The organism is Streptomyces sp. LMG1-1-1.1, assembly GCF_040815545.1.
In the GTDB taxonomy this organism is placed as follows: domain Bacteria; phylum Actinomycetota; class Actinomycetes; order Streptomycetales; family Streptomycetaceae; genus Streptomyces.
Window position 1 is genome coordinate 1 of the sequence record NZ_JBFPNH010000054.1, and the last position, 13,801, is coordinate 13,801.

Sequence of the window (13,801 nt, forward strand, 5' to 3'; positions counted from 1 at the left end):
CCCCAGGCCGGCGCCCCAGGCCGGCGCCCCAGGCCGGCGCCCCAGGCCGGCGCCCCAGGCCGGCGCCCCAGGCCGGCGCCCCAGGCCGGCGCCCCAGAGCCCGCGCCCGGGGACGACGTATCCCGGCAGGCCGGACCGCCGAGCGGTTTCCCCGCATCTCGGGGTTTGGCCCCGGAAAGAGCGGCAAGCCGAACTGGTAGGCACCGGAAGCGGAGTGACGGACAGTCGGCCCACGGAACCCACCCAGGAGGCGCTCAATGTCGAACCCGACCCGAGCGCTCGCCCGCGTGGCGCCGTGCGCCGCGCCGGTGGGACCGACCCGGCCTCGCCGCCTCGCACACGCCTCCGGTGGCCCGTCGGGACCGGGGACTGCCTCCCGGGACCACGGGCATCGGCGCGAGCCGCCGCACCCGGGGAGGCCCACGCCGGGCATTGCGATGCCGGGTGCCCCCCTGTACGGCATCCCCGCGCGGGGGCTGCCCGCGGGGACGGTTCCCACGCCCGCGCACTCCGGCCGGACCGGCGAGGCGGCGCACTCCGCCCCGGTCCGCCCGCCCCGTCGCCCGACCCGCCCTCCGGTGACGCCGCCGTCGCGGCTGCCGGAGGCCGCAGTCCCGTCCGAGGACCCCAGTGCCTCGGGCCGGAGCGGGGAGAGCCGCACGTACGCTCCCGCCGTGACCCCCGACGCGCCGCGCGGACGGGACGGGCAGGAGGGGCAGGAGGGGCTGAACGGGCGGGCCGACGGTCCAGCCGCCGGTGACCGCGGGCGGCCGCCCGGCGACGGCGGCAACGCCCGTCGCGGACGGTGGCGGCACCACGCGCCCCCGCGAACGGCCGGTACGCCGCGGGCCTGACTCCGCACCGTGCCGCGCCGGACGGAAGCCCCCACGCTCGACGGGGGCTTCCGCCGTGCCGGCCCCGCTCCAAAGCGCCGCACGTCCGCGCCGCACCCCGAGCCCCGGCGCGCGCCCCGGACCACCCGACGACTCGCATTACCCCACGACCCACACCGCCCGGCGCCCCGCACCACCCCATGACGCGCACCACCCCACGACGCGCACCGCCCCGCGCCCCGCGCCACCCCACGCCCCGCACCACCCCACAACTCCCCGAGCCGCCCGTGCGGCACGGGGCGTCCGCGCAGTCCGCAACCGATCACGGGCGGAGCGCCACCGGACCCGGTGGTGAGGGCCCGTTCCTGCCCCGTCCCCGTACTTCAGAGGAGGATCTTCATGATCGAACGAAACGCCGTTACGCCGGAGGACGAGCCGAGGGAGGCGCGGCACGGCGGGAAGGCGCAAGAGCCGGACAGCGGCCCCGGTGCCGGCACCGGCAGGCACGACGGGCGCGGCGAGACGGAGGAGGAGCGCGCGGACCGGCGCTGGCAGGAGCTGCTCCAGGAGATCCGGGTCGCGCAGACCGGGGTCCAGATCCTCCTCGGCTTCCTCCTCACCGTGGTGTTCACCCCGCTCTTCCACGACCTGGAGCGGACCGACAGGATGATCTACCTGGTCACGGTCGTCCTCGGGTCGCTGGCGACGGGCGCGCTGATCGGCCCCGTCTCCTTCCACCGGATCGTGTCGGGGCGGCGGGTCAAGCCCCAGGCCGTCGTCTGGGCCTCCCGGCTCACCTTCACCGGCATCCTGCTGCTGCTCGCGACGCTGACGGCCGCCCTGTTCCTCATCCTGCGGGTGGCGACGCACGACCCGTACGTGCCCTGGCTGGTCTCCGGCATCCTCGCCTGGTACCTGGTCTGCTGGTTCGCCCTGCCCCTGTGGGTCCGCACCCACTACGCGGACGGAAGCTGACCGGAGCGCGTCGCGAGAAGGCCCCCGACCCGAGGCGCGTACCGGCCCGGGAAGGCCCCCCGCCCCGAGGACCCGAGGCGCGTACCGGCCCGGGAAGGCCCCCCGCCCCGAGGACCCGAGGCGCGTACCGGCCCGGGAACTGCCGCCGGCGGAGGACGACGACGGAGAGGGGCGGCCCGCCGGATGGCGGGCCGCCCCTCTTGGTGCCGGACGAGGTCAGTCGTCCGTGGGATCAGTGCTTGAAGGCGTCCTTCGCCTTCTCCTTCGCGGCGCGGGCGTCGCCCTTGGCCTGTTCGGCCCGGCCTTCCGCCTCGAGACGCTCGTCGTCGGTCATCCGGCCGACCGCCTCCTTGACCTTGCCCTTGGCCTGCTCGCCCTTGGCCTTCATCTTCTGCTCACCCGACACAAAGGATCACTCCTTCTCCGTGCGACACATCTGACAACAGAGCGCCTCACCGGAATCGGCGCGTACAAACCCATGGAAATCTGGCGCGTCATCGCTCAGCGCGCCCCGGAGGGGAGGTTCTCCTTGATCTTGGCGATGGCGAAGCCCCACCCCTGCGACACCGTCGGCTTCCCCGGCACGGCCACCTCCGCCGGGTTGGTCAGCACGTCGAGGAGGACCGGGCCGGGGAGGGTGAGCGCCTTGCGCACGGCCTCGTCGAGCTCGCCCGGCGCGGTGACGCGGATGCCGGTCAGCCCGAGCGCCTCGGCCACCGCGGCGAAGTCGGGGTTGTCCAGGACCGTCCCGAACTCGGGAAGCCCCGCCTGCTCCTGCTCCAGCTTGACCATGCCGAGGCGGCGGTTGTCGAAGACGACGAGTTTCACCGGCAGCCGTTCGGAGCGGATGGTCATCAGGTCGCCGAGCAGCATACTGAGGCCGCCGTCGCCGCAGAAGGCCACGACCTGCCGGTCCGGCGCCCACAGCTGCGCCCCGATGGCCTGGGGCATGGCGTTGGCCATGGATCCGAGGTTGTAGGAGCCGATCAGCCGGCGGGTGCCGCGCATCCGCACGAGCCGCGAGAGCCACACGGTGGCCATCCCGGTGTCCGAGGTGAAGATCGCGTCGTCGGCGGCGTGGCGGTCGACGGCCGCCGCGAGGGCCTCGGGACGGATGTCCGCCTCCCGGTTGTCGAACATGGCCCGCACCCGTCCCAGCAGCCGCCTGTCGTGGTCGGGGTCGGCGAGGTCGGCCTGGCCCTTCCGCCAGTCCGCGTACCGCTCGCGGCTCTCGTCGAGGTGGTCGCGCGAGGGGACGGGCGCCAGCAGCGGCAGCAGGGCCCGCAGCGTCGCGCCCACGTCCCCGGCGAGCCCGACGTCCACCGGAACGCGGCGCCCGAGGTGCTCCTCGCGGGTGTCGATCTGTACGACCCGGCAGTCCTCCGGATACCAGTCCCGGTAGGGGAAGTCCGTCCCGAGCATGATCAGCGTGTCGCAGGAGTCCATGGCGTGGGCCGCGGCCGGATTGCCGATGAGGCCGGTCTGGCCGACCTCGTACGGGTTGTCGTCCTCGAAGCCCTCCTTGCCCTTCAGGGTCAGCACCATCGGCGCCGAAAGCAGCTCGGCGGCGCGCAGTACCTCCTCGCGGGCCTCCCGGGCGCCGCGCCCGACCAGGAGGGTGACCCGCGAGCCCTGGGTGATCGCCTCGGCAGCCTCGGCGAGCGCCGGGTCGTCGGGACGCGTGACGGCCGGGCGCGGCAGCGCGAACCGCGTCGGCCGGTCCTCCTCGACCTCCCGGTCGCCGAGGTCGCCGGGGACGGTCAGCACCGCCACGCCCCGCCCGGTCACGGCCGCCCGCACTGCGGACTCCAGCAGCCGGGGCATCTGGGAGGGGGAGGTCACGGTGGCCCGGTACACGGCCACGTCCCGGAAGAGGAGGTCGTTGTCGACCTCCTGGAAGTAGTCCCCGCCCACCTCCGACAGCGGCACCTGGCCGCAGATCGCCAGGACCGGCGCGCCGCTCTTGGCCGCGTCGTACAGTCCGTTCAGCAGGTGCACCGAGCCCGGTCCCACCGTGCCCATGCAGACGGCCAGTTCGCCGGAGAGCTGGGCGCGCGCTCCGGCGGCGAAGGCCGCCGCCTCCTCGTGGCGGAAGCCGGTCCAGTCGATGCCCTCGGTGGTCCGGATGGCGTCGGTGAGCGGGTTGAGCGCGTCGCCGACCACTCCGAAGACACGGCCGACACCGAGGTCCGCGAGTCCGTCGACGATCACCTGCGCGACGGTACGAGTCATGGGGTCTCCCTTCACTGTGCACGTCGACCGGGTCACCGCAGGGTGAACCGGTCCGGATGAGCCGCCTTCCAGTCGCCTGCCCACGTGTCCGGAACCGATGCGGGCGACAGGAGCACACCGGGTTCGAGCGGTTCGTACAGCTCGGCGTGGGACCGCACGGCGTCCGGACCGACCCGGCGCAGCAGCATGCCGGGCCCCAGCTCCCGGGGGCCGTCGGCGCCCATGGCGGCCATGAGTGCGAGGGCGCTCCGCACGGTCGCCTCCTGGAAGCGCCGTACCCGCTCCGCCTTGTCCTGGACATCGAGGGCGCGGGCGCGCCGGCGGTCCTGGGTGGCGACCCCGACGGGGCAGGTGTTGGTGTGGCAGCGCTGGGCCTGGATGCACCCGAGGGCGAACATCATGGCCCGGGCGGAGTTGGTGTAGTCGGCGCCCTGGATCAGCCGCTTGACGATGTCGCTCCCGGTGGCGATCTTGCCGGAGGCGCCGATCCGGATGCGGTCGCGCAGCCCCGTGCCGACGAGGGCCCGGTGCACCGTGGTCAGGCCCTCGGTGAGGGGCAGGCCGACGGTGTCCGCGAACTCCAGCGGGGCGGCGCCGGTGCCGCCCTCCGCCCCGTCGACGACGATGAAGTCGGGCGTGAGGTCCTCCTCCAGCATCGCCTTGCAGACGGCGAGGAAGTCGCGGCGCGCGCCCACGCAGAGCTTGAAGCCGACCGGCTTGCCGCCGGAGAGCTCCCGCATCCGGCCGAGGAAGCGCACCAGCTCCCGGGGGGTCCGGTAGACGCGGTGGTACGGCGGGGAGATCACCGTGCGGCCCTCGGGGACGCCGCGGACGGCGGCGATCTCCCGGCCGACCTTGGAGCCGGGCAGTACGCCCCCGATACCGGGCTTCGCGCCCTGGCTGACCTTCAGCAGGACGCAGGCGACCTGGTCGAGCGCGGCCTTCTCGGCGAACCGCCGCGGGTCGAAGCCGCCGTCCTCGGCACGGCAGCCGAAGTACCCGGTCCCGATCTCCCAGACGAGGTCGCCGCCGGGGGCGAGGTGGTGCTCCGATATCCCGCCCTCGCCGGTGTCGTGGGCGAAGCCGCCGCGCCGGGCGCCCTCGTTCAGGGCGCGGATCGCCGGGGCGGACAGGGAGCCGAAGCTCATCGCCGACACGTTGAGCAGGGCCATGTCGTAGGGCCGGGCGCAGTCGGGGCCGCCGATCCGGACCCGGGGCGGCTCGTCCGGCACCGGGCGCGGGGCCATGGAGGGGACCAGGTACTCGGTGCCGGTCCGGTCCAGCTCCAGCTCGGTGCCGAAGGGGTCCTCGGCGTCCGTTCCCTTCGCCCGCTCGTACACGATGGACCGGGTGTCCCGGTCGAAGGGCACGCCGTCGACGTTCCCCTCGACGAAGTACTGCTGGACCTCGGGGCGGATCGCCTCCATCGCGAATCGGAGGTGCCCGAAGAGCGGATAGTTGCGCAGGATCGAGTGGCGCCGCTGGACGACGTCGTACGACGCGACCGCGGCGAGCAGCAGGGCGGGGCCGGCCGCGCACCACCACCACGGGGACACCAGGGCGGCCGCGAGGCCGGTGGCGAGCGCGGCGAGGACGGGGCAGACCACGAGCAGTGACGTCACCATGGACGGCCGTCTGTCCCGGACGGGCGCGGTCAAAAGCGCGCGAGGGGAACGGGCGGGGCGGGACCGGCGGGACCGGATCCACCAGGTTTAGCGTGCGGGAGTCCGGCCAGACGGTGCCCATGAGTGCTTCGGAGAACAGCGAACGCAACCAGTTCCCCTGGACCGGCCCCTACGTCGTCCCGGACTACCCCGACCTGGCGCGGGTGGACGACCCGGACGTGGACGAGGGGTACGAGCCGGCCGCTCTCGGGGAGCCGGGCGTCCTGCCCGAGCCGTTCGCCGAGAAGGCCCGCGCCGCCGCGTACGTGGCCCGCGGCGCCGGGAGCGACCTGTGGGCCGCCGCGCGTGCGCACCGGGCCGTGGCGGCCGGTGCCGCCGCCGGCACGGCGGCCGCGCTCGCCCTCGCGTACGGGTGGGGGCACCGGGCCGGGCGCCTGGCCGCGCGGCGCGACCTCGGCCCGGTGGCCCTGTTCTTCGAACGCCGCGGCTGAGCGGGCGGCGCTTCCCGCCCCGTAGGAGGCCGGTGCGCGCGTGTGCGCCGTCCGGCCGTCCCTCTACCTTTCCGTCACCGTCCTTACGGAGGTCGATCCGCATGGTCCCCCTGCTTCTCGTACTGCTTCTCGTCCTGCTCCTCTTCGGCGCCGGCTTCGCCGTCAAGGCGCTCTGGTGGATCGCCGTCATCGTGCTCGTCCTGTGGCTGCTGGGCTTCGTGGCCCGGCCGAAGGGCGGCACGGGCCGCTGGTACCGCTGGTAGGCGGCCCCGCGGCGCGCGCCCGCCCGAGACGTGACCGAGCCCGGCACCTCCGTCAGGAGGGTGCCGGGCTCGGTCGTGCGCGCTAAGGGGCCGGCACCGCCCCGGAGAGTCCGGAGGGTGCCGGGTTGGCCGGGTGCTCAGGCGCTCAGTATCGAGTCGTCCTCGGGGCGCGCGCCCGGCAGGCGATGGCGGGCCGCGATCAGCGCCGCGTCCACGTCACGCGTACCGGTGGAGACGCACAGCGTGTATGCGAGGTCGTCCATGCGCCGCCGTACTTCCTTGCCGCCGTTCTCGGCCTGGAGCACCTTGAGCGTCTCGTACTGCTCGATGAGATTGCGCAGGACCGCGGGGTGGGCCATCAGCACGTACTGCTCCCCTCGTCGTGGGGGCGGGAGACCGCCCGGTTCGACGCGCGTGTACCCCGGAAGTGGCGTCGTACGCCCCTCCGCCCGGGCCCGGAGAGGACGGGTTCCGGCCGGATGGCCCGGCACCGCCCTCCTCTTGTCGATCACGGAGGGGTAGTGTCGTCATGATTGCCGTACGGCAACGATCGCGGTAGTCGGAGCCGTCCCGGGGGAGCGGACGTCCGGCGCGCGGCGTGGGCCGCGCGGTCCGTGTGCGCAAGCTTGCTGGGGAACGAGGATGGGGCATGTCCGACACGACGACCAGGGGCTCCTCCGGCCGGGAGCAGCTCGGCCCGGCCGCAGTGGTCGAGCCTGAACTCCGTCAGCTGCTGGCCGGGCTTACGGCCGTGCGGGACGGCGACTTCGGCACCCGCCTGCCGGACGAGGCCGACGGGCTGATGGGCGAGATCTCCCGGGTGTTCAACGGGATGGTCGACCAGCTGTCCCTGTTCACCTCCGAGGTGACGCGGGTGGCACGCGAGGTCGGCACGGAAGGGACGCTCGGCGGGCAGGCCGCCGTGCCCGGTGTCTCCGGCACCTGGGCCGACCTGACCGACTCGGTGAACGCGATGGCCGGCAACCTCACCACCCAGGTCCGGGACATCGCCCATGTGGCGACGGCCGTCGCCAAGGGCGACCTCTCCCAGAAGATCGACGTGGACGCGCGCGGCGAGATCCTGGAGCTGAAGAACACCATCAACACGATGGTCGACCAGCTCTCCGCCTTCGCCGACGAGGTCACGCGCATGGCCCGTGACGTGGGCACCGAGGGCATCCTCGGGGGACAGGCCGACGTGAAGGGCGTCTCCGGTACCTGGCGCGACCTGACCGACTCCGTCAACTCGATGGCGGGGAACCTCACCGCTCAGGTGCGGGCGATCGCCCACGTCGCCACCGCCGTCGCGGGCGGCGACCTGTCGAAGAAGGTCGACGTGGACGCCCGGGGCGAGATCCTGGAGCTGAAGACGACCATCAACACGATGGTCGACCAGCTCTCGGCCTTCGCCGACGAGGTGACCCGGGTCGCCCGCGAGGTCGGCACCGAGGGCAACCTCGGCGGCCAGGCCACCGTCCGGGGAGCCTCGGGCACCTGGAAGGACCTGACCGACAACGTCAACGTGATGGCCTCCAACCTCACCGGGCAGGTGCGTTCGATCGCCCAGGTCGCCACCGCCGTGGCCCGCGGCGACCTCTCCCGCCGGATCACCGTGGAGGCCAAGGGCGAGGTCGCCGCCCTCGCCGACACCATCAACACCATGGTGGACACCCTGTCCGCCTTCGCCGACGAGGTGACCCGCGTCGCCCGCGAGGTCGGCACCGAGGGCCGGCTCGGCGGCCAGGCCAGGGTGCCGAACGTGGCCGGCACCTGGAAGGACCTCACCGACAACGTCAACTCCATGGCGAACAACCTGACCGGACAGGTCCGGAACATCGCCCAGGTCACGACCGCCGTCGCCAACGGCGACCTGTCGAAGAAGATCGACGTCGACGCCCGGGGCGAGATCCTGGAGCTGAAGACGACCATCAACACGATGGTCGACCAGCTGTCCTCGTTCGCGGCCGAGGTGACCCGCGTGGCCCGCGAGGTCGGCAGCGAGGGCCGGCTCGGCGGCCAGGCCGAGGTCGAGGGGGTCTCCGGCACCTGGAAGCGGCTGACCGAGAACGTCAACGAGCTGGCGGGCAACCTCACCCGCCAGGTTCGCGCCATCGCCGAGGTCGCGAGCGCCGTCGCCGAGGGCGACCTCACCCGCTCGATCACCGTCGAGGCGTCGGGCGAGGTGGCCGAACTCAAGGACAACATCAACGCCATGGTCGGCTCGCTGCGCGAGACGACGCGGGCCAACCAGGAGCAGGACTGGCTCAAGTCCAGCCTGGCCCGGATGTCCGCGCTGATGCAGGGCCACCGCGACCTGGCCGTCGTCGCCGACCTCGTCATGGACGAGCTGACCCCGCTCGTGGCCGCCCAGTACGGCGCGTTCTACCTCGCCGAGGAGGGCGCCGACGGCGTCGAGCTGGGCCTCGTCGGCTCCTACGGACGCCCCGCCGGCGACCAGGACCCGGTCCGCTTCCGACTGGGCGAGTCGCTCGTCGGACAGGCCGCCCGCAGCCGCCGCACCATCGCCGCCGACAACGTGCCCGCCGACTACGTCACGATCTCCTCGGGTCTCGGCAGCACGTCCCTGGGCAGCCTCGTGGTGCTGCCGGTCGTCGTCGAGGAGCAGGTGCTCGGCGTCATCGAGCTGATGTCCTTCAGCCCCTTCACCTCCGTGCACCGGGACTTCCTGGAACAGCTCATGGAGACCGTCGGCGTCAACCTGAGCACCATCGTCGCCAACGCCCGTACCGACGAACTCCTGGACGAGTCCCAGCGCCTGGCCGGCGAACTCCGCTCGCGCACCGAGGAGCTCCAGGTGCGGCAGGAGGAACTCCAGCTCTCCAACGCCGAGCTGGAGGAGAAGGCGGCCCTGCTCGCCACGCAGAACCGCGACATCGAGGCCAAGAACCTGCAGATCGAGCAGGCCCGGCAGGAGCTGGAGGACCGCGCCCAGCAGCTCGCCCTGGCCTCCACGTACAAGTCGGAGTTCCTGGCCAACATGAGCCACGAACTGCGCACCCCGCTCAACAGCCTGCTGATCCTGGCCCAGCTGCTGGCCCAGAACCCGACCCGCAACCTCACGGCCAAGCAGGTCGAGTACGCCGGCATCATCCACTCGGCCGGATCCGACCTGCTCCAGCTGATCAACGACATCCTCGACCTCTCCAAGGTGGAGGCCGGGAAGATGGACCTCAACCCGGAGCGCGTGCCCCTGCGCGGGCTCCTCGACTACGTCGAGGCCACGTTCCGCCCCCTCACCTCGCAGAAGAGCCTCGCCTTCGCGGTCTCCACGGCCGCCGGCGTCCCCGTCGACCTCGTCACCGACGACACGCGGCTCCGCCAGGTGCTGCGCAACCTGCTGTCGAACGCCGTCAAGTTCACCGAGCACGGCAGCGTCGAACTGCGCATCGAACCGGCCACGGACAGCGAGCTGCCCGTGTCCGTGCACCGCGGCGGCCCCGTCGTCGCCTTCCGCGTCGCCGACACCGGCATCGGCATCGCCCCCGAGAACCTGGACGCCATCTTCGGCGCCTTCCAGCAGGCCGACGGGACGACCAACCGCAAGTACGGCGGCACCGGCCTGGGCCTCTCCATCAGCCGCGAGATCGCGTATCTGCTCGGCGGCGCCCTCACCGTCACCAGCGTGCCCGGCGAGGGCAGCACCTTCACCCTCTACCTCCCCGTCACCCGCACCGACTTCACCGAGCAGTCCGACCCCGCCGCCCCGCCGGCGGACCCCTCGACGGTGGGCACCCTCCCGGCCCGGGGCGGCGCGCTCGCGCTGCCCGGCGCCCCGGCCGCCCGGCCCACCCGGCGCCTCCTCGTGATCGAGGAGCGCCCGCGCGGGCTCCTCGCCGTCGTCGCCGAGAACGCGATCACCCAACTCGCGGCCGACGGCGGGCACACGGGCCGGGCGGACATCGAACTGGTCGCGGTCGTCGGCCCCCAGGAGGCCGCCACCGCGCTCGCCACCCAGCCGTTCCACTGCGTCGTGCTCGACGTCGACATGGCGGACGGCGACGCCCTGCGCTTCCTGGACGCCGTGGACGGCGACGAGGCGCTGCGCACCGTCCCCGTCCTCGCGCACAACAACCGCCGGCTTCCCGCCGACGAGGAGGGCGCCCTCCAGGACCTCGCCGGCCGCCGCCCGCTGGAACTCCTCTCCAGCCTCGACGAGCTGCGCGAGCGGATCGCCCTCCACCTGTCCTCGGAGCAGCCCGGCGACGTCGTGCCCCTGGTGCGCGGCGACCACTGGGCGCCCGCGCCCCAGGCCATCGACACCACCCTGCGCGGCAGGACCGTCCTCGCCGTCGACGACGACGCCCGCAACCTGTACGCCCTCAGCGGCATCCTGGAGCTGCACGGCATCACCGTGCTGCACGCCGAGAACGGGCGGAAGGGGATCGAGACGCTCCTGGCGAACCCGGCCGTCGCCCTCGTCCTGATGGACGTGATGATGCCGGAGATGGACGGCTACACGGCGACCGCGCGGATAAGGGAACTGCCGCAGTACGCGGACCTGCCCGTGATCGCCGTCACCGCGAAGGCCATGCCCGGCGACCGGGAGAAGAGCCTCGCGTCCGGGGCAAGCGACTACGTCACCAAGCCCGTCGACGCCGACGAACTGATCGCCTGCGTCAGCCGCTGGCTCGACGGCGGGGAGGCCTCGTGATCGTCCCCGCGGGATCGCCCCGCACTCCCCGCCCGGGCCCGGAGCGCCGGACCGGCGCACCCCGGCCCCGTCCGCACGGCGGCCCCGGGGCCGCCCCGACCGAGGAGTCGCCGACGTGAGTGGCCCCCGCTTCCCGGGCGCAGACCCGTCCGCCGGCCCCTCCGAGGCAGGCGCCGCCGCGTCCCCGACCCCCGGCACCGCCGTCCCGCACCCCGCCCCCGGCACCGCCGTCCCGTACCCCGCCGACGGCACCGCCGTCCCGTACCCCGCCGACGGCACCGCCGTCCCGTACCCCGCCGACGGCGCGTCGGCCGACGCGTCCCCTGACGGCCGGCTGGCCGCCACGGTGGAACGGCTGCGCGGCGAGGTGCGCGCCGCGCACGCGGCGGCCGAGGGCCGCGCCCTGATCGAACTCGCCAAGGGGGTCATCGTCGAGCGCCTGGGCTGCGGCCCCGCCCAGGCGGCCCGCCAGCTCGCGGAGCTCGCCGACCAGGCCGGACTGTCCCGGCTCGAGCTGGCCGCGGACATCATCAACCAGGCGGCCCGGGACCGGCTGGCCGGGGCCGCCGACGAGTTCGTGCGGACGGCCGTCGGCGAGCCCGGCGCCACCGCCCCCGCCGCACCCGCCGCCTCGGTCGCCGTGCGGCTGCGTACGGCGGAGAGCGCGGCGCTCAGCGCCGGTGACACCCAGGCCGTCGCCGAGTCGCTGCTCAGGCACGCCCTCGAACCCCTGGGCGCCGTCGCCGTGGCGATCTGGACCACCGGCCCGGACACCTCGCTGAGCCTGCGCGGCCACGCCGGCTTCGGCCTCGACGAGGCGGCCCGCTGGCACTACGTACCGCCGGGGGTGACCACCGCGGCCCGCCAGGCGCTCACCGGGCGCCGCACCGTCCGGTACGCCTCGCTCGCGGCCGCGGGCATCCCCTCGATCGGACGCGCGCGCCATCCCGACGGCGGCCGGGTCGTCGTCCCCGCCGGGACCGGCGGCCGCATACACGGCGTCCTGGAGATCTGCTGGGCCCGTCCGCTCGACGCCCTGCCGCAGGCCGTGGAGCGCCAGATCGAGGCCCTCGCCGAGCTCTGCGCCCACACCCTGGAGGCGCTGCCCGAGGCCTCCCCCGGGGGCTTCCCCGTCCCCGCCCCCGGCGGGGACGGGGCGCCGGGGCTGGCCGAACTCTCGGACGCGCTCTACGACCCCGCCCTCGTCCTCACGCCCCACCTGGACGAGGCGGGGAAGCTCGTCGACTTCCGCATCCGGCACACCAACGCGCACTTCCAGGATCCGGCCGGACGGCCCCGCGGCTCCGTCGACGGGGCCTTGCTCCTGGAGGCGTACCCGGCGACGGCGGGCGGCAGCGAACTCTTCGAACGGATCGAGCGGGTCTACGCCACGGGGGAGCCGTTCCGCGCCCGCCGGGTCCGGCTCACGGCCCTGGTGGACCAGGTGCCGCTCGCCTCGCTGGCCGACATCAGCATCAGCCGGTGCGGCGCGAGCGTCCTCCTCATCTGGCGCGTCGAGGACGAGTCGGCCCGCCTCGCCAGCCTCCTCCAGCACGCCCAGCGGCTCGGCCGGGTCGGCGCCTTCGAGGAGGACCTCGTCACCGGGGACATCACCTGGCACGGCCAGCTCTTCGAACTCTTCGGCCGCAGGCCGACGGAGCCGCCGGTCGCCCTGCGCGACCTCGCCGCCCATGCCCACCCCGACGACGCCGACACCATCCGCCGCTTCCTCCAGACGGTGCTGTACCAGCGGCGAGTGGGTTCCGCCGCCTTCCGCATGCTCCGCCACGACGGCGTCACGCGGCACATCCGGGTGACCGCCGAACCCGCCCTGGGCGCCGACGGCGGTCTCCAGACCGTCCGGGGCGCCTACCAGGACATCTCGGCGCAGCACTGGACCGAGGTCGCCCTCACGGCCACCCGCGACCGGCTGGCGGCGACGGAGGAGGCGGCTGAGGAACGCAACCGGCTCACCCTCCAGCTCCAGCACGCCATCATGCCGCCGGCCAAGCCGCCGCTCGACGCGCCGGGCCTCGACGTCGCCGTGCGCTACCGCCCCGCCGAGTCCGAGTCCCTGGTCGGCGGCGACTGGTACGACGCGGTCGTGCTGCCGTCCAAGAAGGTGCTCCTCTGCGTCGGGGACGTCGCCGGCCACGGCGTGGAGGCCGCCACCGGCATGGTGGTGCTGCGCAACGCCCTCCGCGGCCTCGCCGTCACGGGCGCGGGCCCGGGGCAGCTGCTGTCCTGGCTCAACAGCGTCGCCCACCACCTCACGGCCCAGGTCACGGCCACCGCCGTGTGCGGCATCTACGACCCGGGGAGCCGTACGCTGCGCTGGGCCCGCGCGGGACACCTCCCGCCGGTGCTGGTCCGCGGGGACGAGGCGCTCGACCAGTCGCTCCTGCACGGGCTGCTGCTGGGGGCCCTCGCGGAGGTCGAGTACGAGGAGGCGGAGCTCCGGCTCGAACCCGGCGACACGGTGCTGATGTACACCGACGGGCTCGTCGAGCGGCGGGACACCGCCGTCCAGGAATCCGTCGCCCAGCTGCTCACCGTCGCCCGGCAGCCGTCCGACAGCCTCGAAGCCCGACTGGACCAGCTGCTGGCGCGCAGCAAGTCGGACACGGACGACGACACGTGCGTGGTCGGCGTCCAGGTGTCCTGACCCCGTCCGTCCGCCCCACGACTTGCCCCACCCCCCCACGGAAAG

General features: G+C 74.0%; 9 protein-coding genes. 5 read left to right on the forward strand and 4 right to left on the reverse strand.

Going from position 1 to position 13,801, the window contains the following annotated elements; translation table 11 throughout:
* Positions 1-1,232: 1,232 nt before the first annotated feature.
* Positions 1,233-1,808 carry a DUF6328 family protein gene (locus tag MRBLMG1_RS27945; RefSeq protein WP_367826906.1) on the forward strand — a complete coding sequence of 192 codons (576 nt, stop codon included), beginning with the start codon at positions 1,233-1,235 and terminating at the stop codon, positions 1,806-1,808.
* A gap of 232 nt (positions 1,809-2,040) precedes the next feature.
* On the opposite strand, the gene MRBLMG1_RS27950 is transcribed toward MRBLMG1_RS27945, so the two are convergent.
* The 3 genes from MRBLMG1_RS27950 to MRBLMG1_RS27960 all read right to left on the reverse strand — a co-directional run bounded on the left by MRBLMG1_RS27950 (position 2,041) and on the right by MRBLMG1_RS27960 (position 5,665).
* On the reverse strand, positions 2,041-2,214 hold the full coding sequence (locus MRBLMG1_RS27950; protein ID WP_367826907.1) for a CsbD family protein: 174 nt from the start codon (positions 2,212-2,214) through the stop codon (positions 2,041-2,043).
* Between the two features lie 95 nt (positions 2,215-2,309).
* Positions 2,310-4,040, reverse strand: coding sequence for a thiamine pyrophosphate-dependent enzyme (locus MRBLMG1_RS27955; protein WP_367826908.1), 1,731 nt, complete (start codon positions 4,038-4,040; stop codon positions 2,310-2,312).
* Positions 4,041-4,072: 32 nt separating this feature from the next.
* Positions 4,073-5,665 carry an FMN-binding glutamate synthase family protein gene (locus tag MRBLMG1_RS27960; RefSeq protein WP_367826909.1) on the reverse strand — a complete coding sequence of 531 codons (1,593 nt, stop codon included), beginning with the start codon at positions 5,663-5,665 and terminating at the stop codon, positions 4,073-4,075.
* A gap of 119 nt (positions 5,666-5,784) precedes the next feature.
* Between MRBLMG1_RS27960 and MRBLMG1_RS27965 the strand changes: the two genes are divergently transcribed.
* A complete protein-coding gene (locus tag MRBLMG1_RS27965) occupies positions 5,785-6,156 on the forward strand; it encodes a hypothetical protein (RefSeq protein ID WP_367826910.1) in 372 nt (123 codons plus the stop codon).
* A 101-nt stretch (positions 6,157-6,257) separates the two neighbouring features.
* Complete coding sequence (locus tag MRBLMG1_RS27970; RefSeq protein ID WP_033211473.1) at positions 6,258-6,419, forward strand: DUF5670 family protein; 162 nt, start codon at positions 6,258-6,260, stop codon at positions 6,417-6,419.
* Positions 6,420-6,556: 137 nt separating this feature from the next.
* Here the strand turns inward: MRBLMG1_RS27970 and MRBLMG1_RS27975 are convergent, their stop codons facing one another.
* On the reverse strand, positions 6,557-6,784 hold the full coding sequence (locus MRBLMG1_RS27975; RefSeq protein ID WP_367826911.1) for a DUF5133 domain-containing protein: 228 nt from the start codon (positions 6,782-6,784) through the stop codon (positions 6,557-6,559).
* Between the two features lie 284 nt (positions 6,785-7,068).
* Here MRBLMG1_RS27975 and MRBLMG1_RS27980 point away from each other — a divergent pair, with 284 nt between their 5' ends.
* Positions 7,069-11,091 carry a HAMP domain-containing protein gene (locus MRBLMG1_RS27980; RefSeq protein ID WP_367826912.1) on the forward strand — a complete coding sequence of 1,341 codons (4,023 nt, stop codon included), beginning with the start codon at positions 7,069-7,071 and terminating at the stop codon, positions 11,089-11,091.
* Between the two features lie 115 nt (positions 11,092-11,206).
* Entirely contained in the window at positions 11,207-13,756 is a 2,550-nt protein-coding gene (locus tag MRBLMG1_RS27985) for a SpoIIE family protein phosphatase (protein WP_367826913.1), read from the forward strand.
* Positions 13,757-13,801 lie beyond the last annotated feature (45 nt).